This is a genomic window from Vibrio sp. 10N.247.310.17, assembly GCF_041466605.1.
Taxonomy (GTDB): Bacteria; Pseudomonadota; Gammaproteobacteria; order Enterobacterales; family Vibrionaceae; genus Vibrio; species Vibrio tasmaniensis_A.
In genome coordinates this window covers 46,688-69,369 of record NZ_JBFSTC010000003.1, presented here as the reverse complement: position 1 = coordinate 69,369, position 22,682 = coordinate 46,688, and the positions used below count along the sequence as shown (strand labels likewise).

At 44.0% G+C, this 22,682-nt stretch carries 20 protein-coding genes, 1 riboswitch and 1 other annotated feature; of the genes, 13 read left to right on the top strand and 7 right to left on the bottom strand.

Annotated elements, in window-relative coordinates; translation table 11 throughout:
* Positions 1-78: 78 nt before the first annotated feature.
* Together AB6D80_RS01755 and bioA are read right to left on the bottom strand one after the other, a co-directional pair.
* Positions 79-1,746, bottom strand: coding sequence for a response regulator (locus tag AB6D80_RS01755; RefSeq protein WP_372187632.1), 1,668 nt, complete (start codon positions 1,744-1,746; stop codon positions 79-81).
* Between the two features lie 456 nt (positions 1,747-2,202).
* Positions 2,203-3,486 carry an adenosylmethionine--8-amino-7-oxononanoate transaminase gene (bioA, locus tag AB6D80_RS01750; RefSeq protein ID WP_372187631.1) on the bottom strand — a complete coding sequence of 428 codons (1,284 nt, stop codon included), beginning with the start codon at positions 3,484-3,486 and terminating at the stop codon, positions 2,203-2,205.
* 159 nt (positions 3,487-3,645) lie between these two features.
* Between bioA and bioB the strand changes: the two genes are divergently transcribed.
* The 4 genes from bioB to bioD are packed head-to-tail and all read left to right on the top strand — an operon-like array spanning position 3,646 to position 7,380.
* Entirely contained in the window at positions 3,646-4,698 is a 1,053-nt protein-coding gene (bioB, locus tag AB6D80_RS01745; RefSeq protein ID WP_372187628.1) for a biotin synthase BioB, read from the top strand.
* Complete coding sequence (gene bioF / locus AB6D80_RS01740; protein WP_372187645.1) at positions 4,685-5,896, top strand: 8-amino-7-oxononanoate synthase; 1,212 nt, start codon at positions 4,685-4,687, stop codon at positions 5,894-5,896. Before bioB ends, bioF begins: the two co-directional genes overlap by 14 nt.
* Positions 5,897-6,700: a malonyl-ACP O-methyltransferase BioC gene (gene bioC, locus AB6D80_RS01735; RefSeq protein ID WP_017098151.1), complete on the top strand. Its 804-nt coding sequence runs from the start codon at positions 5,897-5,899 to the stop codon at positions 6,698-6,700.
* Complete coding sequence (gene bioD, locus AB6D80_RS01730) at positions 6,697-7,380, top strand: dethiobiotin synthase (RefSeq protein ID WP_029223965.1); 684 nt, start codon at positions 6,697-6,699, stop codon at positions 7,378-7,380. The genes bioC and bioD overlap by 4 nt, the downstream gene beginning before the upstream one ends.
* Before the next feature lie 113 nt (positions 7,381-7,493).
* Here the strand turns inward: bioD and AB6D80_RS01725 are convergent, their stop codons facing one another.
* Positions 7,494-7,661 (bottom strand): hypothetical protein, encoded by a 168-nt coding sequence (locus AB6D80_RS01725; protein ID WP_009848816.1) that lies wholly within the window; start codon positions 7,659-7,661, stop codon positions 7,494-7,496.
* Positions 7,662-7,938: 277 nt separating this feature from the next.
* Here AB6D80_RS01725 and htpX point away from each other — a divergent pair, with 277 nt between their 5' ends.
* Complete coding sequence (gene htpX / locus AB6D80_RS01720) at positions 7,939-8,802, top strand: protease HtpX (protein WP_017098153.1); 864 nt, start codon at positions 7,939-7,941, stop codon at positions 8,800-8,802.
* 309 nt (positions 8,803-9,111) lie between these two features.
* Here the strand turns inward: htpX and purB are convergent, their stop codons facing one another.
* The 3 genes from purB to mnmA all read right to left on the bottom strand — a co-directional run bounded on the left by purB (position 9,112) and on the right by mnmA (position 12,426).
* A complete protein-coding gene (purB, locus tag AB6D80_RS01715) occupies positions 9,112-10,482 on the bottom strand; it encodes an adenylosuccinate lyase (protein ID WP_372187627.1) in 1,371 nt (456 codons plus the stop codon).
* A gap of 143 nt (positions 10,483-10,625) precedes the next feature.
* Positions 10,626-11,243, bottom strand: a complete 618-nt coding sequence (gene hflD, locus AB6D80_RS01710; RefSeq protein ID WP_009848813.1) for a high frequency lysogenization protein HflD — start codon at positions 11,241-11,243, stop codon at positions 10,626-10,628.
* Between the two features lie 46 nt (positions 11,244-11,289).
* Positions 11,290-12,426 (bottom strand): tRNA 2-thiouridine(34) synthase MnmA, encoded by a 1,137-nt coding sequence (mnmA, locus tag AB6D80_RS01705; protein ID WP_372187625.1) that lies wholly within the window; start codon positions 12,424-12,426, stop codon positions 11,290-11,292.
* A 203-nt stretch (positions 12,427-12,629) separates the two neighbouring features.
* Here mnmA and AB6D80_RS01700 point away from each other — a divergent pair, with 203 nt between their 5' ends.
* Positions 12,630-12,899: a hypothetical protein gene (locus AB6D80_RS01700; protein WP_004734567.1), complete on the top strand. Its 270-nt coding sequence runs from the start codon at positions 12,630-12,632 to the stop codon at positions 12,897-12,899.
* Between the two features lie 102 nt (positions 12,900-13,001).
* Entirely contained in the window at positions 13,002-14,306 is a 1,305-nt protein-coding gene (locus AB6D80_RS01695; RefSeq protein ID WP_009848810.1) for an inosine/guanosine kinase, read from the top strand.
* Between the two features lie 167 nt (positions 14,307-14,473).
* Here the strand turns inward: AB6D80_RS01695 and AB6D80_RS01690 are convergent, their stop codons facing one another.
* Positions 14,474-14,884, bottom strand: a complete 411-nt coding sequence (locus AB6D80_RS01690; RefSeq protein WP_012604381.1) for an H-NS family nucleoid-associated regulatory protein — start codon at positions 14,882-14,884, stop codon at positions 14,474-14,476.
* Between the two features lie 377 nt (positions 14,885-15,261).
* Positions 15,262-15,439: riboswitch (Lysine riboswitch) on the top strand.
* A gap of 112 nt (positions 15,440-15,551) precedes the next feature.
* Here AB6D80_RS01690 and AB6D80_RS01685 point away from each other — a divergent pair.
* The 6 genes from AB6D80_RS01685 (at position 15,552) to hisH (ending at position 22,646) form a co-directional block, all read left to right on the top strand.
* Complete coding sequence (locus AB6D80_RS01685; RefSeq protein ID WP_029223134.1) at positions 15,552-17,144, top strand: Na+/H+ antiporter NhaC family protein; 1,593 nt, start codon at positions 15,552-15,554, stop codon at positions 17,142-17,144.
* Positions 17,145-17,333: 189 nt separating this feature from the next.
* Positions 17,334-17,469, top strand: a sequence feature (His leader region).
* Between the two features lie 53 nt (positions 17,470-17,522).
* On the top strand, positions 17,523-18,419 hold the full coding sequence (gene hisG, locus AB6D80_RS01680) for an ATP phosphoribosyltransferase (protein ID WP_029223133.1): 897 nt from the start codon (positions 17,523-17,525) through the stop codon (positions 18,417-18,419).
* Entirely contained in the window at positions 18,419-19,738 is a 1,320-nt protein-coding gene (gene hisD / locus AB6D80_RS01675) for a histidinol dehydrogenase (protein WP_017098157.1), read from the top strand. Before hisG ends, hisD begins: the two co-directional genes overlap by 1 nt.
* Positions 19,739-19,747: 9 nt before the next feature.
* Complete coding sequence (gene hisC / locus AB6D80_RS01670) at positions 19,748-20,788, top strand: histidinol-phosphate transaminase (RefSeq protein ID WP_017101630.1); 1,041 nt, start codon at positions 19,748-19,750, stop codon at positions 20,786-20,788.
* A gap of 130 nt (positions 20,789-20,918) precedes the next feature.
* Positions 20,919-22,007: a bifunctional histidinol-phosphatase/imidazoleglycerol-phosphate dehydratase HisB gene (gene hisB / locus AB6D80_RS01665; RefSeq protein ID WP_372187623.1), complete on the top strand. Its 1,089-nt coding sequence runs from the start codon at positions 20,919-20,921 to the stop codon at positions 22,005-22,007.
* Positions 22,008-22,031: 24 nt separating this feature from the next.
* Complete coding sequence (gene hisH, locus AB6D80_RS01660) at positions 22,032-22,646, top strand: imidazole glycerol phosphate synthase subunit HisH (protein ID WP_008223538.1); 615 nt, start codon at positions 22,032-22,034, stop codon at positions 22,644-22,646.
* Positions 22,647-22,682 lie beyond the last annotated feature (36 nt).

Sequence of the window (22,682 nt, the reverse complement as noted above, 5' to 3'; positions counted from 1 at the left end):
CTATCTCGTTAGAATTGTTAAAAGGCTTTGCTGTAATGGCAAAGCCTTTTTTGTATGCGGACGTTGTTTAAATAGAAGCTACATATATGAGAAGGCAGCCTCGGAAGTATTGTTTGCTTGTTTCCAGGCCAAATCTGCTTGCTTACATGCCAGAAGCGCCTTTCGGTAATAGTTTTGATAGTTGTTTTGTGTCAGCTCATCAATCGTATAAAGCTGTGTGATCACTTCGTCACATTGCTTAATGATGGTTAGCACTTGTTTTGCACCCATTGAATCAGGCCAAATAACAGAGAGCAATTTTATCGTATTCATACATACGTTCTTGATCATCGGACATCGTTTATGAATATCTAAGTAAGTCACAAGCACCTGTTTGTAGTCTGACTTTGCTAGTTTGATGCCGATATTCTTCTCTTTGAGCCAGTTCATTTTTGCGGTGTTGCGATGTTTCAACTCAGTGCACATCGTTATCTGACTTGAAACCACTGTCTCGCTCGCTGTTTTCACTATCAACATGCTGCAACGGTTTTCCGCAATTTTAAACTCGTTTTCACAACTCATCCTATCCAATAACCATGCATGGTGATAAATCACAGGGAAGGCATCAAAGTCATTCTTGTCGTGCAATGCGGTTAGTATAGTGACTGCTTTTTGATATTGGTTAGCTTCCATCGCGATGTGAGCTGCGATAAGTGCTAAGTCAGTTTGAAGCCCTGATCTTGCCTCGGTAGGGATCTTCGAAATTAAGTAGTTGACGTGACCCAAATTTGCTTGCTTATCGATGCCATCTGAGGCGCAATAGAGCAAGAATCGTATATGACTTAGCTTCATATATAGGTTGTCTCGAAAGGTGTCCTTATTGATTTGCACATGGTTTTGGTAGTGGAATAGCGCTGTTTTAGTATCATTAACCGATAAGCATAGGTTTGCGATTGCAAGCTCTCTCTCAGAGTTACCTGGTGTTAGTTTACTCGCTAACTTGAAGTGAGCAATGGCTGCCGGAACCTTATTGCTGATCAGGTTTACTTGAGCTGCTTGGTCTCGATACAAAGTGCAGGTTGGCGCAGAATTGATCAAACTTTCAATCATCGACTGTGCTTCGCTAAGCTGCCCCAAATTCGCAAGGCTGTTTGCTAATCCTGCTTGAGCCCAATCAAAACTGCCTTCATCTATCGCTTTCTGATAGACATTCTTGGCTTCCTCGTAGAGCTCTAGTTTTGATAGAAAGCTCCCTCGAAATTGCTGGATTGTTGCGAAGTATTCGGGATGAAACGCGGCAAGCCCTTCGCAATGCTCTAGGCCCGCTTCATAGTTATTTTCTCTTTCAGCCTTATAAATGTCTTGTAAAATCAGCTTCTTCCTTAAGGAACTGGTGATGCGCTGTTTTAGAGTTTCGCGGTTAAACGGTTTTAACAAATAGTTGTCAGGTCGTAGTTCAAGGATAGGGCGTATCGATAGAGCTGAATTTTCACCTGTAACAAGAATAAATATTCCGTCATCTTTTAATCTGTTGGCTTGCTTCAATTCTTCAAATAGCTGTTTGCCGTTGATCGTGTTACCAAAGTTGTAATCACAAATGATGACATCAAAAGTTGTGTCATTCGTGATGGTCATTGCAACACGAGGTGATTTCGCAATGGCAATCAAACGTTCTGAAAAACCAATATGAACCAGCATGTTACGAATAGTTGATAACACTATCGTTGAGTCATCAATGATAAGTGCATTTAGTTGGGTTAATTTCATGCTTACTTTAAATTATTTACTGACGTGAATTACGTAGCTATTGCGGATTGTCTTGATGTCTTGCACGACCGACAAAACAAGAAGCGTTAGGTTTCTACGAAGTTGATATAAGCCTTCGCTAGAATTGGATTCTTTTTTTGCGAATATTTTTATCTAATAGGAGTTAAAAATATTGGCTAATTTGATTCTGAGATGAACTCGAATAAGGAAGGTCATTCATTATATTCAGTACCAAAATGGCGCGTATTTTATGACGGCTTTTTACCCGATAGGTAACACTCTTTTGCTAATTGTTTTTATGGAGAGGATTAAATTTATTTGTGGGGTTTTTCGAGTTCAAATCAAAGATAAAACAATGGCTTGGGGTGTGTTTGTTGGCTGGTTTTTCACGTGAAGGATAAGCCGCCGTTAGTATTTTATGGGCGGCTACCGGTTTTTAAAATGATGTTTGTTAAATCAACTTGGCTTGAAGCAAGCAGATTGTTGGAGGGCTTTATCAATAGATGAAACAAGTTGTTCGATGTGCTCAGCCTTGCTAATGAAAGGAGGCATCATATAAATCAACTTACCGAACGGACGTATCCAAACGCCTTGTTCAACAAAGTGAGCTTGGATGGTTTCCATATCGACAGGTGTGTGGGTTTCAACGACCCCAATAGCGCCCAACCAGCGAACATCTTTGACAAGAGCATGCTTGAGTAGAGGCGGTAGCAACTCAGAAAAGAGTTGTTCAATCTGATGAGTCTGATTTTGCCAATGACCTTGCTCTATGATGGACAAACTTGCCGCACCTACTGCACAAGCTAAAGGGTTGCCCATGAAGGTTGGCCCGTGCATAAAGCAGCCTGCTTCACCGCCACATACCGTGTCAGCAACTTCTTTACTCGCAAGCGTCGCTGACAATGTCATATAGCCACCAGTTAAAGCCTTGCCTACGCATAAGATGTCCGGTTTGACATCGGCATGCTCACAAGCGAACAGTTTCCCTGTGCGGCCAAATCCGGTCGCAATCTCATCCAAGATCAGCAAGACGTTGAATTCATCACACAGCAAGCGAACCTGTCTCAGGAATTCAGGATGGTAGATGCGCATGCCGCCAGCACCTTGAACGATTGGTTCTAAGATCACAGCTGCCACTTCTTTGTGGTGGACCGTTAGCTTTTCTCGAAAGCTGTTGATGTCGTTTTCGTCCCATTGATCCCAAAACCCCGTTTTTGGCGAATCAGCAAAAATGTGCTCAGGCAAAAAGCCTTTGTAGAGGCTGTGCATCGAGTTATCTGGATCGGTCACCGACATTGCCGCAAAGGTATCACCGTGGTAACCATCTCTCAACGTGAGGAATTTTGAACGAGGTTGCCCTTTAGCGTGCCAGTATTGGAGAGCCATCTTGAGACTAACCTCTACGGCTACTGAACCTGAATCAGCCAAGAATACGTGCTCGAGATTATTTGGTGCTAGGTTCAAAAGTTTCTTACATAAATCGATAGCAGGCTGGTGGGTGATACCTCCAAACATAACATGCGAAACCTTATCGATTTGGCTGTGAGCTGCAGCATTGAGCTCTGGATGATTGTAGCCGTGGATGGTTGACCACCAAGAGGACATACCATCAATAATTCGTTTTCCGCCCTCTAATTCTAGGTAAACGCCGTCTGCGTTAGTGACTGGGTAGCAGGTCAGAGGTGTCAACGTTGATGTATAAGGATGCCAGATATGCTGGCGGTCAAAGGCGAGATCCATAGTAACTTCCATTCTTAGTGTGGCTAATGAATAACCAGATGTAAACTTTTGATATTATCAATGTGTTGACAGTCTAAAGCTTGTCGGTAGACTATCCAAGCATAAATACAATCTCTATTGATAGAGATGTAACATCAAATAATAAAAAAGGATCTACACGTGGAAGTTCGTCATGACTGGACAGTTGCTGAAGTAAGAGCACTGCTTGAAAAACCGTTTATGGATTTAATGTTTGAAGCTCAAGTGGTTCATAGACAGTACCAACAGCACAACCACGTGCAGGTGAGTACACTGTTATCGATTAAGACAGGTGCTTGTCCTGAAGATTGTAAGTACTGCCCTCAGAGTGCTCACTACCGAACGGATGTCGACAAAGAACGCTTAATGGAAGTCGAGCGTGTTTTGGATGCGGCGCAAAAAGCCAAGAATGCGGGTTCGACTCGCTTCTGTATGGGCGCGGCGTGGAAAAACCCGAAAGAACGCGATATGCCTCACCTAACTGACATGATCAAAGGTGTGAAAGGCATGGGCCTAGAAACATGTATGACACTAGGCATGTTAACGCCTGACCAAGCAGGTGAGCTAGCGGACGCAGGTTTGGATTACTACAACCATAACCTTGATACGTCTCCGGAGTTCTACGGCAGTATTATCACCACTCGTACTTACCAAGACCGTTTAGATACGCTATCTCATGTGCGTGATGCCGGTATGAAGATCTGTTCTGGTGGTATTATTGGTATGGGCGAAAGTACTAATGACCGTGCAGGCCTGCTTGTAGAGCTTGCGAACCTTCCTGTTCACCCAGAAAGTGTACCAATCAACATGCTCGTAAAAGTCAAAGGCACACCGATGGAAAACGTCGATGATGTTGAGTCTTTCGACTTCGTCAAACTGATAGCGATTGCTCGTATCATGATGCCAATGTCTGCGGTTCGTTTATCAGCAGGCCGTGAGAACATGAACGAACAGATGCAAGCGATGTGTTTCATGGCGGGTGCGAATTCTATCTTCTACGGCTGTAAGCTACTGACTACGCCAAACCCAGATGAAGACACGGACATGCAGCTGTTTAAGAAGTTAGGTATCAACAGCCAACAGGTGGCTCAGAAGCCTGACGAAATTCAAGAAAATGAACTGTTAGATCAAGTGGTGGAGCGGGTTGCTGCTCGTCCAACGAAAGATGACATGTTCTACGATGCCACTGTTTAAATCGCGCATCAAAAGTGCCCTTGCTCATCGCTGTGAGCAAGGGTTAACTCGTCAACTTAAGGTACTCGAAAACAGCAATAGCCCTTTGCTTACTAGTGAAGGTTCTAACTTCATTAATTTTTCGAGTAATGACTATTTAGGTTTGGCAAACGACCCTGAACTGGTCGATGCATGGCAAACCGGACTTTCCCAATATGGTGCCGGCAGTGCGGCATCGGCATTGGTCACGGGTTTTAGTCCTGCTCATCGAAATTTAGAGGCTCAGCTGTGTGAATGGCTTGGCTTTGAACGTGCCATTCTATTTAGTTCTGGTTTCAGTGCTAATCAAGCTTTGTTGTTTTCTCTGCTCGAAAAAGACGACTTTCTGTTGCAAGACAAACTTAACCACGCCTCCCTGACAGAAGCGGGGATACTTTCACCAGCAACCATGAAACGCTTTAAGCATAACGACACGCAACATTTAGAGTCGCTATTGAGTAAAACTCCACAATCTTTGGTCGTGACTGAGGGTGTGTTCAGCATGGATGGTGATCAAGCGCCTCTCAGCCGGATATCTAACCTAACTCATCAATACGACAGTTGGTTGGTGGTTGATGATGCCCACGGTATCGGCGTATTAGGTGATAAAGGGGCAGGGAGCTGCAGTGCGGCACAAATCTCCCCCGATATTTTGGTGGTGACCTTTGGTAAAGCATTTGGCCTTTCTGGTGCTGCGATTCTTTGTTCGTCAGAAGTGGGTGATTACTTAACTCAGTTTGCGCGTCATCATGTGTATTCGACGGCAATGCCACCTTCACAAGCGGTGGCTTTATCTCATGCGTGTCAGATGATTCAGACGCAAGAGTGGCGTCGTGAGAAGTTGACAGAACTTGGCGCCCTTTATGCTGAGCAGATGAGTGGCGTGAAAGGCTTTATTGATACTCAGACGCCGATCAAGCCATTTTTAATCGGCGAAGCCCAAGCTGCACTATCTATTGCTGAAGAGTTAAAGCGCAATCAAGTTTGGGTAACGGCAATAAGGCCACCAACGGTGCCTATTGGGACTGCTCGTTTGCGTATTACCTTAACGGCGAACCATAGTCAGGAACAGATTCTTCAGTTAACTGACTCGTTGCTTCAAGCAATAGAGCGAAGCAACGACTCTGGAAGCAAACCAAGCATAGAATCAAGCTTTGAATTAAAGAAAGAGGCTCAGTAAATGTCACAAGAAGCAGTAGTGCATAATTACGTAAGCCAAGATAAGAGTGCGATTGCTGAAGCCTTCGGCAAAGCAGCTGCAACCTATGACAAACACGCTGAGTTTCAGCGCGATGTAGGCCACCGACTATTGGATAAGCTACCGAGTGACCTCTCTGGGTTAAAGGTGCTCGATCTAGGTTGTGGTACAGGGTATTTCTCTGAACAGTTAGTTAAGCGAGGTGCTGCAGTGGTATGTGCTGACCTTTCCAATGGAATGTTGGACGAAGCAAAACAGCGCTGTGGTGTATCAGTCTCTTCATATCAACAAGCCGATGCCGAGCAATTACCGTTTGAAGACGGGCACTTTGACATCGTTTTCTCTAGCCTTGCGTTGCAATGGTGTGACGACTTGTCGTCGCCTTTGAGAGAGATGAAGCGTGTTACAGCGGTTGGTGGACGTGTTATTTTCTCAACTTTGCTTGATGGATCACTGTTTGAACTGAAAAAGTCGTGGTCCAAAATTGACGCACATCAACACGTTAACCATTTTATTACAATCAATCAGGTAAAAATTGCGTTAGCGCAATCTAGCTGTACTGCTCATCAACTAGACTTGCCCACCATCACCGTTTGGTACGACACTGCGTTTGAACTGATGCGCGACCTTAAAGGTATCGGCGCTAATCACGTAAGTGGTCGCTCACAAGGTTTAACAAGTCGCCGAATGTTGCGGCTTGTTGAGCGGGAATATAGAGAGTTTAAAAACCATCAAGGTTTCTTACCAGCAACATATCAAGTTTGTTTAGGGGTTATTCAATTATGATTGATGCATTATTCATTGCAGGTACGGATACCGAAGTGGGAAAAACTGTGGTTTCAAAAGCGATTCTTCAAGCTTTAGCCGCACAAGAGTTATCAACAATAGGCTACAAGCCAGTTGCCGCAGGGTGTGAACAATCCCCTGAGGGATTACGTAATAGTGATGCACTGCATCTTCAAGAAGCTGCGACGCAAGATATCGCCTACGAAGACGTTAACCCGTATGCGTTGTTGCTACCATCATCACCACACATTGCAGCAAAGCATGATGGTGTCGTGATTGATGAAACCGTATTATCAGCTAAGTTGGCAGAGCATAAGCGAAACTCTGACATCGTGTTAGTTGAAGGTGCTGGTGGTTGGCGTGTACCGGTTTCTGATGAAGAATATTTGTCTAGCTGGGTCAAAAAAGAGCAGCTGCCAGTGGTATTGACGGTCGGTATTAAGCTTGGCTGTTTGAGTCATGCACTGCTAACCGCAGAAGTAATTCGTGCTGATGGACTGAACCTAGTGGGTTGGGTTGCAAACCGCATTAACCCAGGTACTGAACATTACGCTGAAATTATAGCGATGCTTGAAGATAAGCTAGGTGCACCGAAGTTAGGTGAAATTCCGTATGTGCCAAGAGCAAAGTCTAAGAACATTGGTAAGTATATTGATATACAGCCATTGCTCGACCTTTAAACTTCGAGTTATACGTTAAACAAGAAAAGGGCTGCGATTGCAGCCCTTTTGCTATGTTAAGCCTTTTGGCCATGAGTTTATAAACAACTGGCCTTTGAACAAGTCGCTATGGGTTAGTGTTCTTTTGTAAGTCCCATTAGTGCTTGTTGTGTCTCTGTGATTTTTGTCTGTGCCGCTTGCGGTGTTAGGATCCCAATCTGCTTTTTTGCTTCTTCTTCAGTAATCCCTAGGTGACAGCACAGTAAATCGATAGCCATTTGAGTGTTAGTACCTTCAACCATGATTCTTCCCTTTTTGTACATGGACTAGCCAATAAATCATCTGAAGCCACTGTAAACGGATTGTTATACCGACACCATACGACTTAGGTCTAATAGACTGGAGGTGATTCGAATATGGTCTCGTAATCAAATGTTGCAATTTAATGCTTAACCTTGTTTTCTTAATCTAAGACTATATGTATAAGTAAGTATAAGTCTTCAAGGTTGGAATAAATTGCTGTCTGCCTTGTCTATAATAATAAGTTTTATAAAAACAGCTTTCATGCGGAGATAAGTAATGAAGCGAGTAATGTTGTTCCTTGCAACCAACCTAGCGGTTGTATTGGTACTAAGTGTTGTTCTTAATATTGTATACGCAGTTACAGGTATGCAACCTGGTAGCCTATCAGGCTTATTGGTGATGGCTGCAGTATTTGGCTTTGGTGGCTCATTCATTTCATTGATGATGTCAAAGAAAATGGCGCTACGATCGGTAGGCGGTATGGTCATTGAAAGTCCACGTAACGAAACCGAACATTGGTTGATGGAGACAGTAAGCCGTCAGTCTCAACAAGTTGGTATTGGTATGCCAACGGTGGCGATTTACGATTCGCCAGACATCAACGCGTTTGCGACGGGCGCTAAGCGTAATGATTCATTAGTAGCAGTCTCTACGGGTCTGCTACACAACATGACGCGTGATGAAGCTGAAGCAGTGTTAGCGCATGAAGTGAGTCACATCGCAAACGGTGATATGGTGACCATGACGCTAATGCAGGGCGTGGTGAACACGTTCGTTATCTTCCTATCTCGTTTCATCGCCAACATTGTTGCGTCGAATGACAACGAAGAAGAGGGTGGCAGCAACATGATGGTGTACTTTGGTGTGTCTATGGTGCTGGAATTAGTATTTGGTTTCTTAGCAAGCTTCATTACGATGTGGTACAGCCGTCATCGTGAATTCCATGCCGATGCAGGTGCTGCGCACTTAGTAGGTAAAGAGAAGATGATAGCAGCACTAGAACGTCTTAAGGTGAGCCATGAGCCACAACTAGAAGGTTCTATGATGGCATTTGGTATCAACGGCAAGAAATCGCTTACTGAGCTTCTGATGAGCCACCCACCACTAGACAAGCGTATTGCATCTCTACGTAACATGTAATCGCTACGTAATTCTCAGTCGCTAGTCGACAAGAGACCTTTTAAAGGCTTCCTTCGGGAGGCCTTTTTTGATTTTGGTGTTCAAGACAGTAAGTATCCGAGGGATATGTGTCTGGTGATAGAGGGTTACTAGTGATGAAGCGTTGCGATATTTATTGGTTGATATCGCACGGACTGACATGTATAGGGTAATTAGGAGGGGGGCTATGTTCTTTTGATTACAGCTCTTGCTCAGTGCACTTTCTTCCGCTCAACAAAAAGGCTTCCACATGGGAAGCCTTAGTCTATTCTGTGATTCGAAATTCGAATCTTACAGCTTGTCAGTTAGCTCGATAGCTTGACCGATGTAGTTCGCTGGAGTCATCTCTTTCAGACGAACTTTCTCGTCTGCAGGGATTTCAAGGCCGTCGATGAATGCACGCATGCCTTCGCCATCTACACGTTTACCACGAGTTAGCTCTTTTAGCTTCTCGTATGGCTTCTCGATGCCGTAACGGCGCATTACTGTTTGTACTGGTTCTGCTAGTACTTCCCAGTTCTTGTCTAGTTCAGCAAGTAGCGCTTCACGGTTAACTTCTAGCTTACTAATACCTTTCAGAGTCGAAGTGTATGCAATGATAGCGTAGCCAACACCAACACCTAGGTTACGAAGAACCGTAGAGTCAGTAAGGTCACGCTGCCAGCGAGAAACTGGAAGTTTTTGTGCAAGGTGGCTGAATACTGCGTTTGCTAGACCAAGGTTGCCTTCAGAGTTTTCGAAGTCAATTGGGTTAACTTTATGCGGCATTGTAGAAGAACCGATTTCGCCAGCAATAGTCTTCTGCTTGAAGTGACCAAGAGCGATGTAGCCCCAAACGTCACGGTCGAAGTCTAGAAGGATCGTGTTGAAACGAGCAACTGCATCAAAAAGCTCAGCGATGTAATCGTGAGGTTCGATTTGAGTTGTGTACGGGTTCCAAGTTACGCCAAGAGATTCAGTGATGAACTCTTCGCTGAACTGGTGCCATTCAACTTCTGGGTATGCAGAAAGGTGTGCGTTGTAGTTACCTATAGCACCGTTGATTTTCGCTAGGATCTCAACGTTTTCGATTTGCTTGTATTGACGTTCCATACGGTACGCAACGTTAGCCATCTCTTTACCCATAGTAGAAGGAGAAGCAGGCTGACCGTGTGTACGAGACAGTAATGGAATGTCACGGTACTCGTTCGCAAGTGCTTTGATAGCATCAATTACGTTACGGATTTCTGGAAGAATCACTGTGTCACGAGCTTCTTTAAGCATAAGCGCGTGAGACGTGTTGTTGATGTCTTCAGAAGTACATGCAAAGTGAATAAATTCGTTTACAGCGTGAAGTTCAGGAACGCCAGCAACTTTCTCTTTCAAGAAGTACTCAACCGCTTTAACGTCGTGGTTAGTCGTGCGCTCGATCTCTTTGATACGTAGAGCATCTTCTTCACTGAAGTTAGCTGCTAGTTCATCAAGAAACTGGTTAGCTTCTGCACTGAACGCTGGTACTTCTTTGATTGCATCTGTAGCTGCAAGCTTTTGTAACCAACGAACTTCAACGATAGAGCGGTACTTTAGTAGGCCAAACTCACTAAAGATGCTGCGTAATGCAACAGTCTTGCTTCCGTAACGGCCGTCTACTGGTGAAACAGCAGTCAATGCTGACAGTTCCATGGTGTTCTCCTGAATTGAGTTTTCTAAATTTTGAGAGGTTTATACCAGTAACAATCTCAATTGTCACGCATATTGCGCAATCGTTTGCGCGAGAGTTGTGTTGGTACAAAAAACAAGCTCGCGACGAGGCGCGAGCTAATAAATCACATGCGAGCTAGCAGGATTTGAGCCTGCTCGATCATCTTCTTGCGACCGAAGATAAGGTGGCGACGTTTACCGCCAACTTGACGCCATAACACAGCGCTTCGAATGCCTGATAGCAGCAGGGCACGAACCTTATGCTGGCTCGACGTCTGTTGAAGTACAGCTGGCGTCCCAGAAACCTGAATACGCGGGCCGATAGGGCTCACAACATCAAGGTAGATACTGGCTAGGTTGCTGATCATTTGCTCGTCAAACAGATCAAAGTGTTCAGTTTGACGTTCTGCAGTTTGAATACGATCGCCAAGCTGAGACATAGAGTCGTTACGAGAAGATAGCTTACGCTCAAGTGCCATCAAGCTGATGATGTAGCGAGTAATATCGCTACCAGCGGGAGTACTATCGATACCTTTTACTAAGCACTCAAGGCCAAGCTTTAGGTTCGCTTCACGTCCAAAGACACCCACGGTGTTCGCTGGATTGGTATTTAAAATGGCACTGAGTGAAGCTTCGAAGGCATCTTTATCACAATGGCCGTCTTTCGCTACTTGTTGAACCAAAGCCACAGCTTGGCAAATTCCAGCGAAAGCAATAGTACGGTCATAAAGTGTATTAGCCACGTAGTAACTCCTAGTTGTCTTCTATTGTTTGTCGTTCGATTATTGGTTAGATGCGCTTTTCAATGATACCACCACCAAGACATACGTTGTCTAGGTAGAACACTGCTGATTGACCTGGGGTCACCGCAATTTGTGGTTCGTCAAAAATAACCTTAATGTTCTCATCATCAATTGGGATGATTGTACAAGGAATATCGGTCTGACGGTAACGTGTTTTTACCGTGCACGTCATAACTTCAGTAATTGGTGTGCGATTAACCCAATGAAGCTGAGAAGCGAACAAACCTTCTGATTTTAAAAGAGGGTGGTCTTTACCTTGTACCGCGATCAGAACATTACGTTTAAGATCTTTTTCACCAACAAACCATGGTTCTTCATTACCGCCGCCACCTTTGGTGCCACCGATATGCAGGCCTTTACGTTGGCCTAGAGTGTGGTACATCAAGCCTTGGTGTTGCCCAATAACTTGGCCTTCTGGTGTCTCGATGTTTCCCGGTTGAGCGGGTAGGTATTTGCCTAAGAACTCAGTGAACTTGCGCTCACCAATAAAGCAGATGCCTGTTGAATCTTTCTTTTTCGCAGTGATCAAGTCTTGCTCTTCAGCAATACGTCGTACTTCTGGCTTCTCTAATTCACCCACAGGGAATAGGCTGCGTGCCACTTGATCTGAGCTTAGCGTATAAAGGAAATAACTTTGGTCTTTATTGCCGTCTAGGCCGCGTAGCATTTCTGGCTTCGCACCAGCGTTTAGCTCTTCTTGTGTTGGGAAAGTACGACGAACATAGTGACCCATCGCGATGTAGTCTGCGTCTAATACTTCATCCGCAAACTCTAAGAATGCTTTGAATTTGATTTCTTTGTTACATAGGATATCTGGGTTCGGTGTACGACCCGCTTTGTATTCTTCCAGAAAGTACTCGAATACATTATCCCAGTACTCTGCTGCAAAGTTGATAGTGTGAAGGTGGATACCTAACTTGTCACATACCGCTTGAGCATCAGCAAGGTCTTCAGCTGCCGTGCAGTATTCTTCGTTATCGTCTTCTTCCCAGTTTTTCATGAAAAGGCCTTCTACCTGATAGCCTTGTTGCTGAAGAAGATACGCCGATACTGACGAATCTACACCGCCGGACATACCGACAATTACTTTCTTTTCGCTGTTTCCAGAGCTGATATCTGACATGTCTAAACACCGTTACTATTACTTGGTCGCAGATTCTAACAGAAAGAGAAACACCGTGACAGATCCGAGACCGGAATCACAGTTTCATTTGCACAAATAATGCGCTGACTTCGTTAGAGAATCGCATGAACGCGAGGAGACTCGCTAGGATGTCAGATCTATATGTGGCATAGTCGCTCAAAATCCAAGAGCTGAGATAAAAAATGTCTGAACAAAATGAGTTTATGCAAGAAGAACAGTTGATCGAGATTATCGAGAACCAACTTGAAGATGGGCAACCAGTAAAAGTTAAAGAGACGCTAATGCGTTTAATGATGACAGGTACACCTCGTGAAGAGGCAATTGCAGCGATGGCATGTGCACTGGCAATTGAAGTATTTGATGTAATGAAAAACGGCGCAGAGTTTAATCAAAAACGTTACGCCGAGCATTTGGGCATGCTGCCTGATCTTAGCTTTATGGAAGGCGAATAAAAAAATAGCCTAGCAAACGTTTGCTATAGTTTGAAAGATTGCCGCGTTAAATATAGCGCGGTAGAATCCGCCACCTATTTCCCCTTGACTTAGACTAGCCCTATGAAATTCCCTGGACAACGTAAATCAAAGCACTATTTTCCGGTTCACGCTCGTGACCCTTTAGTAAGCCAAGCTCAAACGAGCAAAAGAATGTCACGTACCCATATTATCGGTATTGACCAAACTTTGGTGGATATTGAAGCAAAGGTGAGTTCTGAGCTAATCGAAAAATATGGCTTAAGTAAGGGACACTCTTTGGTTATTGGTGATGAAGCTGCTGAATCTTTGTATCAAGAATTAAAAGAACAGTGCCTGATCACTAATGAATACGCAGGTGGCACAATTGGTAATACATTACACAACTACTCAGTATTGGCGGATGACCGTTCAACACTATTGGGTGTAATGAGCCAAGATATTAAAATTGGTAGCTACGGTTACCGCTATTTATGTAATACATCAAGCAGAATGGATCTGAACCATTTACAAGGGGTAGATGGCGCAATTGGTCGCTGCTTTGCATTAATTACAGAAGATGGTGAACGTACTTTCGCAATTAGCGAAGGACAAATGAACCAATTAAAACCAGAAAGCATTCCTGAGAAAATTTTCAAAAGTGCTTCTGCTTTAGTATTAACGGCGTATTTAGTTCGTTGTAAACCAGGTGACCCTATGCCTGAAGCAACAATGAAAGCTATTGAGTACGCGAAGAAATACGATGTACCTGTTGTTTTAACGCTTGGTACTAAATTCGTTATTCAAGATGATCCAGAGTTTTGGAAAGATTTCCTTGAACAACATGTAACCGTTGTTGCAATGAACGAAGATGAAGCTGAAGCATTAACGGGTGAAAGCGATCCTCTAGCTGCTTCAGACAAAGCACTAGATTGGGTAGACTTAGTTCTATGTACAGCAGGCCCTGTGGGCTTGTTTATGGCGGGTTACACAGAAGATGCAGTGAAGCGTGAAACATCATTACCGTTGTTACCAGGCTCGATTGCTGAATTTAACCGTTATGAGTTTAGTCGTCCCGCACATAAAGATTTATGCGAAAATCCAACGAAAATCTATTCGCATATCGCACCTTACATGGGCGGCCCAGAAAAGATTAAGAATACTAATGGTGCCGGTGATGCTGCGTTGTCTGCTCTATTACATGATATGGCCGCTAATAAGTACCATAAAGAAAATGTGCCTAACTCAAGTAAGCATCAGCATTCATTCTTGACGTATTCTTCTTTCTCACAAGTTTGTAAATATTCAAACCGCGCAAGTTATGAAGTATTAGTTCAGCACTCGCCACGATTATCTCGAGGCCTTCCTGAAAGAGAAGATAGTCTAGAAGAAGCGTACTGGGAAAGATAAGGCATTTTTTTGATTTATATTTCACTATTAGAAATATAAAAAAGGCTCCGAAAGGAGCCTTTTTTGTTTCTGAATATATTGAAGCCGTAAATAATACTTTAGTCGACTTAAATATTAATTCTATTGCTTAGTGGGTTATTGATTATTCACTTAGCAAACTCGATGCCTTAAAGAGCAAACTCTTCTAGAGATTTACCAGCATCTAGTTGTTCTTGGATAGCTGAAGGCGTACGGCCTTGACCTGTCCAAGTTTTCTCGTCGCCATTCGCGTCTACGTATTTGTATTTCGCAGGGCGAGGAGCACGTTTAGATTTTGTTGTTTTAGATTTTGCTTCACCAGAAAGTGCAGCAATAAGATCGGCAACATCGATTCCGTCTTTTGCAATTTGTTCTGCGATAGCAGAAAGCTTAGCTTCTTGCTCTGCTTTTGCTGCGCGTTCTTCAGCTTCAGACTCTTGACGTTCTTGTACAACAATAGTCAGCTTGTCTAGCGCTTCTTCAAGTTGCTCAAGAGTTAATTCACGTGAGAACGCACGAAGGCTACGGATATTTAATAGAGTTTTTGTTAATTCAGACATGATATTTCCCATCAAGGTAAACTAAATAATCCTCCTAATAATAAACAGAGGCTAAGAATAAAACAAATAGTATTTCTTCTATTAGTTATTTAAATAAAAGAATGAGACGAGTGCTTTAAGATGAAAAGATAGACCTCTAATGAACTTATAATAACTATTAAGAATATCTTAAAAAAAACAGGTGATATCTGATATGTGTTAAGTGGAGTAATCCGTAAAAGTTGACTATTCTTCTATTGATTACTTCATTAACAAAAAGATATTTTTCTCGGAATGATATGTTGCATTGTTGCTCTTGATGGGTACAATTGCGGCTACCTGATGCGGTGCTTTGGTTAATCTGTTGTTAAACTCTGGTTTACACGGTTAATAATGTTACCGCACGTAGAGGTGCAATTATAAAGAGTAGTTTTCGTTGGGGTGATGCCAATGAACGGGAATGAAAGGTGTAATTGCCGAAGTAAATTGTATATCTAAGCAATTTGCTGGGGTTGTGCTCAATAGGTACAACACTGCCATAGTCTTAATTTTAAACTATGGAGCGCTACTGTAGGGTTGGGTGAAGTGTTCACTTCCCTTTCGCTTAGTTCAACATGAGCTTGATAAGCCGTATCAAGTTTATCTGCAGTAGATCTCTAGCCAAATAAAAAACTGGTTTTTGAAGATCATGAATTTAATAGATTTTGCAACATCGCCTTTATCGCTGCTTCCTCCCTTGGTTGCCTTGACTCTTGCTATTGTTACCCGCCGTGTATTAGTTTCCTTGGGTGTCGGTATCGTCATGGGTGCGATTCTACTTGCTGACTACTCAGTAGGTAACGCAGCTAGCTACGTCTTTACTAAAGTATCTGGTGTTTTCATCGAAGATGGTGGTATTAACACTTGGAACATGAGCATCGTTGCTTTCCTAATTATCCTTGGAATGACAACGGCATTATTAACACTGTCTGGCGGTACTCGCGCATTCGCTGAGTGGGCACAGTCTCGTGTTAAGAGCAAACGTGGTTCAAAACTACTTGCTGCCTTTTTAGGTGTATTCATCTTTGTTGATGATTACTTCAACAGCTTAGCGGTAGGTGCCATCTCTCGCCCTGTAACTGACCGCTTCTACGTATCTCGCGCTAAGCTAGCTTATATTCTAGATTCAACTGCTGCTCCTATGTGTGTGATCATGCCGGCTTCTAGCTGGGGTGCTTACATCATCACTATCATTGGTGGCATCTTAGTGACACACGGTGTGACAGAGTATTCTGCACTGGGTGCTTACGTTCGCCTTATCCCAATGAACTTCTACGCAGTGTTCGCATTATTAATGGTGTTTGCTGTTGCGTGGTTTGGTTTAGATGTTGGCAAAATGCGCGAGCATGAGATTGAAGCCTCTCAAGGTCGCGGTTTTGAAGGCGATAATGATCAAAAGCAAGCGCACGATCTAAACGAAGAGCTAGATATTCAAGAGAGCGAAAACGGTTCTGTTTCTGATCTCGTTATGCCAATCGTAGCGTTAATCGTCGCGACGGTTGCAGCAATGCTTTACACCGGTGGCCAAGCGCTTACTGCTGATGGTCAAGCATTCAACTTACTTGGTGCATTTGAAAATACAGATGTAGGTAAGTCTCTGGTTTACGGTGGTGTGATTGGTTTACTCGTTGCGCTAGCAACGGTATTCAAACAGAAACTACCTATGGCTGATATCACAAGAACAATGTGGATTGGTGCAAGCTCAATGTTTGGCGCTATCCTTATCCTTGTATTTGCATGGACGATTGGTTCTGTTATTGGCGACATGAAAACAGGTTCGTACCTATCCTCTCTAGCAACAGGTAACATCGATTACCACTGGCTACCGGTTATCTTGTTCCTTCTTGCTGGCCTAATGGCGTTCTCGACAGGTACATCTTGGGGTACGTTCGGTATCATGTTACCGATTGCGGGTGACATGGCTGCAGCCTCTGACATCGCGCTAATTCTTCCTATGCTAAGTGCGGTTCTTGCGGGTTCTGTATTTGGTGACCACTGTTCTCCAATCTCAGATACAACGATTCTGTCTTCTACAGGTGCGCGTTGTAACCACATTGACCACGTATCGACTCAGCTCCCTTACGCGCTGTCTGTGGCGTTCGTATCGTGTATTGGTTTTATCACCCTAGGAATGACATCATCAACTGGCATTGCATTTGGCGCAGCGTCTCTAACGTTTGTTGCGGTATGTTTTGCATTGGCTTATTTCTCTCGTTGCAAGATAGCAACGTGTAAAAGCTAATCATCATTTGATTGAATAATGAGAAGGGAGGCGTTTGCCTCCCTTTTTTTGTGTTCGTTAATTTAATTTTAAATTTCGTGAAAAAAGTTCGAATAAATGGTTGAAAAAGGGTGTCAGCTTAGTTAGTGTGGAGACAAGACAGCAAACAACCTAAGAGCTGATAAGTATGCGTAAATTAGTAATGAACATTCATCACCATCATCACCCTATCTAGTCTTTCGGGGAGATTTACGTATACCCGGGAGCAAGAATTCTCCCGGAGGTTAAGTCAAAGAATTTAGATTTAAACCCTCGGGACGACAAAGTCTTCCGAGGGTTTTTTAGTTTTAGCACTTTTAAATAATCAATAAATTCAAATATTTGCACAGGGATACAGCAATGCAGACACAACGCCTAAGAATCGCAATTCAAAAGAAAGGTCGCTTAAGTAAAGAGTGCCAAGATCTACTTAAAAAATGTGGTGTGAAATTTAACATCATGGGTGAGCGCTTAGTTGTTCATTCACTAAATATGCCAATCGACTTGTTACTCGTTCGTGATGACGACATCCCAGGCCTTATCATGGATGGTGTGGTTGACCTTGGTTTTATCGGTGAGAATGAACTAGAAGAAGTTCGCCTAGACCGTGTCGCTCTAAAGGAGCCTTCAGAGTTTCGTACACTACGTCGTTTAGACTTCGGTGGTTGCCGCCTTTCTATCGCAATCAACAAAGATGAAGAATACAACGGCCCACAAGACCTAGCGGGTAAACGTATTGCGACAACTTACCCACAATTACTAAAAGCCTACATGGACGAGCAGGGTGTTGAATTCAGCGCTTGTATGCTAACTGGCTCAGTTGAAGTTGCCCCTCGCGCAGGTCTAGCAGACGCTATCGCAGATTTAGTTTCTACAGGTGCAACGCTAGAAGCAAACGGTCTAAAGGAAGCAGAGGCTATCTTCCAATCTAAAGCAACACTGATTCAACGTGTTGGTGATTTCGATGCAGACAAAACGGCATTGATTGAAAAACTACTGACTCGTATGCAGGGTGTTCAACAAGCGAAAGAGTCGAAGTACATCATGCTTCACGCACCAACGTCTCAGCTGGAGCAAATCAAAGCTCTACTACCTGGGGCTGAAGATCCTACGGTTCTTCCTCTATCTACAGACAAAGACAAAGTTGCCGTTCACCTCGTAAGTACAGAGAACTTGTTCTGGGAAACTATGGAACAGCTGAAAGAGTTGGGTGCAAGCTCGATTCTAGTATTACCAATCGAAAAAATGATGGGGTAGTGACGATGAGAACCGTTGTTTGGCAATCTTTAAGTGAATCACAGCAAGACTCGGTATTAGAGCGTCCAGCTATTACTGAAGGTGCAAACATCACAGCGACTGTTTCTGATGTTATTGCAAAAGTACGAAATGAAGGCGATGCCGCACTTAAGGAACTGACTGAAAAGTTCGATGGTGTGACTCCAGAATCTATCCGAGTTAGTTCGGGTGAGATCGAAGAGGCATGTGCTCGTCTAACACCAGAGATGAAGCAAGCGTTGGAGCAAGCTTACAGCAACATTGCTAAGTTTCATGAAGCTCAAAAGCCACAGCCAATTAAGGTTGAAACACAGCCTGGTGTTGTGTGTGAGCAGGTGACGCGCGCGATTAATACTGTTGGACTTTATATTCCGGGGGGCAGCGCGCCACTTCCGTCAACGGTTCTTATGTTAGGTGTACCTGCTCAAATTGCGGGTTGTCGTAAGGTTGTGCTTTGCTCACCTCCGCCCATCGCGGATGAAATCTTGTATGTCGCTAATCTTTGTAAAATCGATGAGGTTTACAATGTTGGTGGTGGTCAAGCCGTTGCTGCCATGGCTTACGGGACCGAGAGCGTGGCTAAGGTTGATAAGATCTTCGGCCCAGGTAACGCTTACGTAACGGAAGCTAAACGCCAAGTAAGTAACGACTTCCGTGGCGCTGCGATTGATATGCCTGCTGGCCCGTCTGAAGTGTTAGTGATTGCAGACGAAACTGCGGATGCTGACTTCATTGCTGCTGATCTACTGAGCCAAGCTGAACACGGGCCAGATTCACAGGTTGTATTAGTAACACCATCACCAGTTATTGCCGACCAAGTAACCGATGCAGTTCAGAAGCAACTGAAAGAGCTGTCTCGTGCGAACATCGCTCAGCAAGCATTGGCTTCAAGTCTAATCATCATTGCTGAATCGATCACTCAAGCGATTGCGATTTCGAATTTCTATGGCCCGGAACACTTGATTGTTCAGACCAAGAGTCCACGTGAACTGCTGCCATTACTAGATAATGCAGGTTCAATCTTCTTGGGTGACTGGTCTCCAGAATCTGCAGGTGACTACGCATCAGGCACAAACCACGTTCTTCCGACTTACGGCTATACCAAGACTTATTCAAGCCTAGGTTTGGCGGATTTCTCTAAGCGTATGACGGTACAAGAGTTAACAGCTGATGGCTTACAAGGCCTAGCGCCAACGGTAGTCACAATGGCGGAAGCCGAAGGTTTGGACGCACACAAACGTGCGGTGACCATCCGAGTTGAAAAATTAAATCGATTTGAACAGCTAAATAAAGCGAAATAAGGGTAGGGCATGGAAAAGTTAGCAAGAAAACAAGTTCAGGCTCTAACACCTTACTTGTCTGCAAGACGCATTGGTGGCAGCGGAGATGTATGGTTGAACGCCAACGAATCTCCGTTTGATAACGAGTACACCTTAAATCTGACTCGACTTAATCGCTACAGCGAGTGTCAGCCTAAAGAGCTAATCGATGCTTACGCTCAATATGCGAGTGTTGCACCAGAGCAAACGTTGACTACTCGTGGTGCTGACGAAGGCATTGAACTACTGATTCGTGCTTTCTGTGAGCCGAACGAAGACGCTATTCTTTACTGCCCACCCACTTACGGTATGTACGCAATCAGTGCAGAGACGATTGGTGTTGAGCGTAAAGTGGTGCCTCTGACTTCTGAATGGCAATTGGATCTTCCTGCTATTGAAGCTCAACTTGACAACGTAAAAGTGGTCTTTGTTTGTAGTCCAAATAACCCAACCGGTAATTTGGTTGATCGCAAAGACATCATCAAGCTGCTTGAAATGACACAAGACAAAGCGATTGTTGTGATGGATGAAGCGTATATCGATTTCTGCCCTGAAGCATCAACGGTGGATTTGCTTGCTCAGTATCCGAATCTAGCGATTCTTCGAACTCTCTCGAAAGCATTTGCTTTAGCGGGTTTACGTTGTGGCTTTACGCTAGCGAACAAAGAGCTTATCGATGTATTGTTAAAAGTGATTGCTCCTTATCCTGTGCCAATCCCTGTTGCTGACATTGCCGTTCAAGCACTTTCAGAGCAAGGACTAGCGCGTGCTAAGTTCCAAGTTCTGGATTTAAGTGCTAACCGAGCGTATTTACAAGCAGGTCTATTAGGCATGCCTCAAGTGACGGTATTTGATGGTTGGGGTAACTACCTACTGGTTAAATTCCCGAACGGCGATGAGTTATTTAAAGCGGCTTGGGATACGGGCATCATTTTGCGTAATTCACCAATTGAAGACTGTGTTCGTATTAGTATTGGTAATCGCGAAGAGTGCGAAAAGACACTTGGATTCATTCGTAACTTTTATCAGTAACGAAAGGCTTACCAGTAATAACATTTGCCAGTTTGAGTGGATTAATTGCAGGCTGGCAAGTGAAACCAATATTTTGGGTTAGCGTTGATTTTAGCTAGGCCAGCAGATTTAAAATTAAAAGGAAGTTCAAGTGAGTAAACAACAGAAAATACTTTTTATAGACCGTGACGGCACCTTAATTGTTGAGCCGCCAGTTGACTTTCAAGTAGACCGTTTAGACAAACTAAAATTCGAACCGTTAGTGATTCCTAGCCTACTTGCACTGCAAGATGCGGGTTATCGCTTAGTGATGGTGACTAACCAAGATGGTCTAGGTACAGATAGCTACCCGCAAGAAGAGTTCGATGCTCCACACAATATGATGATGGAGTTCTTTGAGTCTCAGGGCGTTAAGTTTGATGATGTTCTAATCTGCCCTCATTTTGATGAAGACAATTGCTCTTGCCGCAAGCCTAAGCTGGGTATGGTTAAAGAATACCTACAGGGCGGTAAAGTTGACTTCCAAAAGTCAGTCGTGATTGGCGATCGAATGACGGATCTTCAACTTGCTGAGAACATGGCAATTCGTGGTATCCAATACGGACCAGATGCGCAAACTGAAGGCACGCTTAACTGGCCACAGATCGTTAAAGATCTGACGGTTAATGCTCGTGTTGCTGAAGTGGTTCGTACCACTAAAGAAACGGACATCAAGGTGGCCGTAAACCTTGATGAAACCGGTGGCAACAAGATCGATACTGGCATGGGTTTCTTCGATCACATGCTTGATCAAATCGCGACACACGGCGGTTTCCAAATGAACCTGACTGTGAAAGGCGATCTACACATTGATGATCACCACACAGTAGAAGATACCGCACTTGCTTTAGGCCAAGCATTGAAAGATGCATTAGGCGACAAACGTGGTATTGGCCGCTTTGGTTTCAGCCTACCAATGGATGAGTGTTTGGCTCAGTGTGCGCTAGACCTTTCTGGCCGTCCATACTTGAAGTTCGATGCTAAATTCAGCCGCGAGCAAGTGGGTGACCTTTCAACAGAGATGGTGGTTCACTTCTTCCGTTCTCTAACCGATACATTGGCTTGTACGCTACACCTTTCTTCTGACGGTAATAATGATCACCACATCATTGAGAGCCTATTCAAAGCGTTTGGCCGTACTCTTCGCCAAGCAATCAAAGTTGAAGGTAACGAGTTACCAAGCAGCAAAGGCGTTCTGTAAGGCTAACGTTAGCAAGGAAAAACAATGAAAGATCAAAAAGTCGTTATTATTGATACTGGTTGTGCCAATGTTTCCTCGGTGAAGTTTGCGATTGAACGTCTAGGCTACGCAGTTGAAATTTCAAAAGAACCAGAAGTTGTTCTTGCTGCCGATAAGCTATTCCTACCCGGTGTAGGCACAGCAAGTGAGGCAATGAAGAACTTGCAAGAGCGCGACCTTGTTTCTCTTGTGAAGCAAGTAGAGAAGCCTCTGCTAGGTATTTGTTTAGGTATGCAGTTGTTAGGCAAATTGTCTCAAGAGAAAGGCCAAAAAGCTGACGAGTTAGTTGAATGCCTAGGATTGTGTGATGGCGAAGTTCGTTTACTTGAAACGGGTGATTTGCCATTACCACACATGGGTTGGAACACAGTAACCGCGACACCTAACCACCCTCTATTCAAAGACATTGAAGAGGGCGAGTACTTCTACTTTGTACACAGCTTCGCAATGCCAGTGGGTGACTACACAATCGCACAATGTGATTACGGCAATCCGTTTACTGCCGCAGTGCAAAGTGGCAACTATTATGGTGTTCAGTTCCACCCAGAACGTTCGTCAAAAGCTGGCTCTAAGCTGATTCAGAACTTCTTGGAATTGTAATAAGGATTTGGCAGCGGCTAACGTTGCCCTATAAGG

Bases quoted from the DNA above. Each gene is read 5' to 3' on its own strand.
- bioA (WP_372187631.1), bottom strand. From the start codon at position 3,486: ATGGATCTCGCCTTTGACCGCCAGCATATCTGGCATCCTTATACATCA.
- purB (WP_372187627.1), bottom strand. From the start codon at position 10,482: ATGGAACTGTCAGCATTGACTGCTGTTTCACCAGTAGACGGCCGTTAC.
- hisC (WP_017101630.1), top strand. From the start codon at position 19,748: ATGGAAAAGTTAGCAAGAAAACAAGTTCAGGCTCTAACACCTTACTTG.
- AB6D80_RS01685 (WP_029223134.1), top strand. From the start codon at position 15,552: ATGAATTTAATAGATTTTGCAACATCGCCTTTATCGCTGCTTCCTCCC.
- hisG (WP_029223133.1), top strand. From the start codon at position 17,523: ATGCAGACACAACGCCTAAGAATCGCAATTCAAAAGAAAGGTCGCTTA.
- AB6D80_RS01695 (WP_009848810.1), top strand. From the start codon at position 13,002: ATGAAATTCCCTGGACAACGTAAATCAAAGCACTATTTTCCGGTTCAC.
- AB6D80_RS01725 (WP_009848816.1), bottom strand. From the start codon at position 7,661: ATGGTTGAAGGTACTAACACTCAAATGGCTATCGATTTACTGTGCTGT.
- bioC (WP_017098151.1), top strand. From the start codon at position 5,897: ATGTCACAAGAAGCAGTAGTGCATAATTACGTAAGCCAAGATAAGAGT.
- bioF (WP_372187645.1), top strand. From the start codon at position 4,685: ATGCCACTGTTTAAATCGCGCATCAAAAGTGCCCTTGCTCATCGCTGT.
- hisH (WP_008223538.1), top strand. From the start codon at position 22,032: ATGAAAGATCAAAAAGTCGTTATTATTGATACTGGTTGTGCCAATGTT.
- AB6D80_RS01690 (WP_012604381.1), bottom strand. From the start codon at position 14,884: ATGTCTGAATTAACAAAAACTCTATTAAATATCCGTAGCCTTCGTGCG.
- mnmA (WP_372187625.1), bottom strand. From the start codon at position 12,426: ATGTCAGATATCAGCTCTGGAAACAGCGAAAAGAAAGTAATTGTCGGT.
- AB6D80_RS01755 (WP_372187632.1), bottom strand. From the start codon at position 1,746: ATGAAATTAACCCAACTAAATGCACTTATCATTGATGACTCAACGATA.
- AB6D80_RS01700 (WP_004734567.1), top strand. From the start codon at position 12,630: ATGTCTGAACAAAATGAGTTTATGCAAGAAGAACAGTTGATCGAGATT.
- bioD (WP_029223965.1), top strand. From the start codon at position 6,697: ATGATTGATGCATTATTCATTGCAGGTACGGATACCGAAGTGGGAAAA.
- htpX (WP_017098153.1), top strand. From the start codon at position 7,939: ATGAAGCGAGTAATGTTGTTCCTTGCAACCAACCTAGCGGTTGTATTG.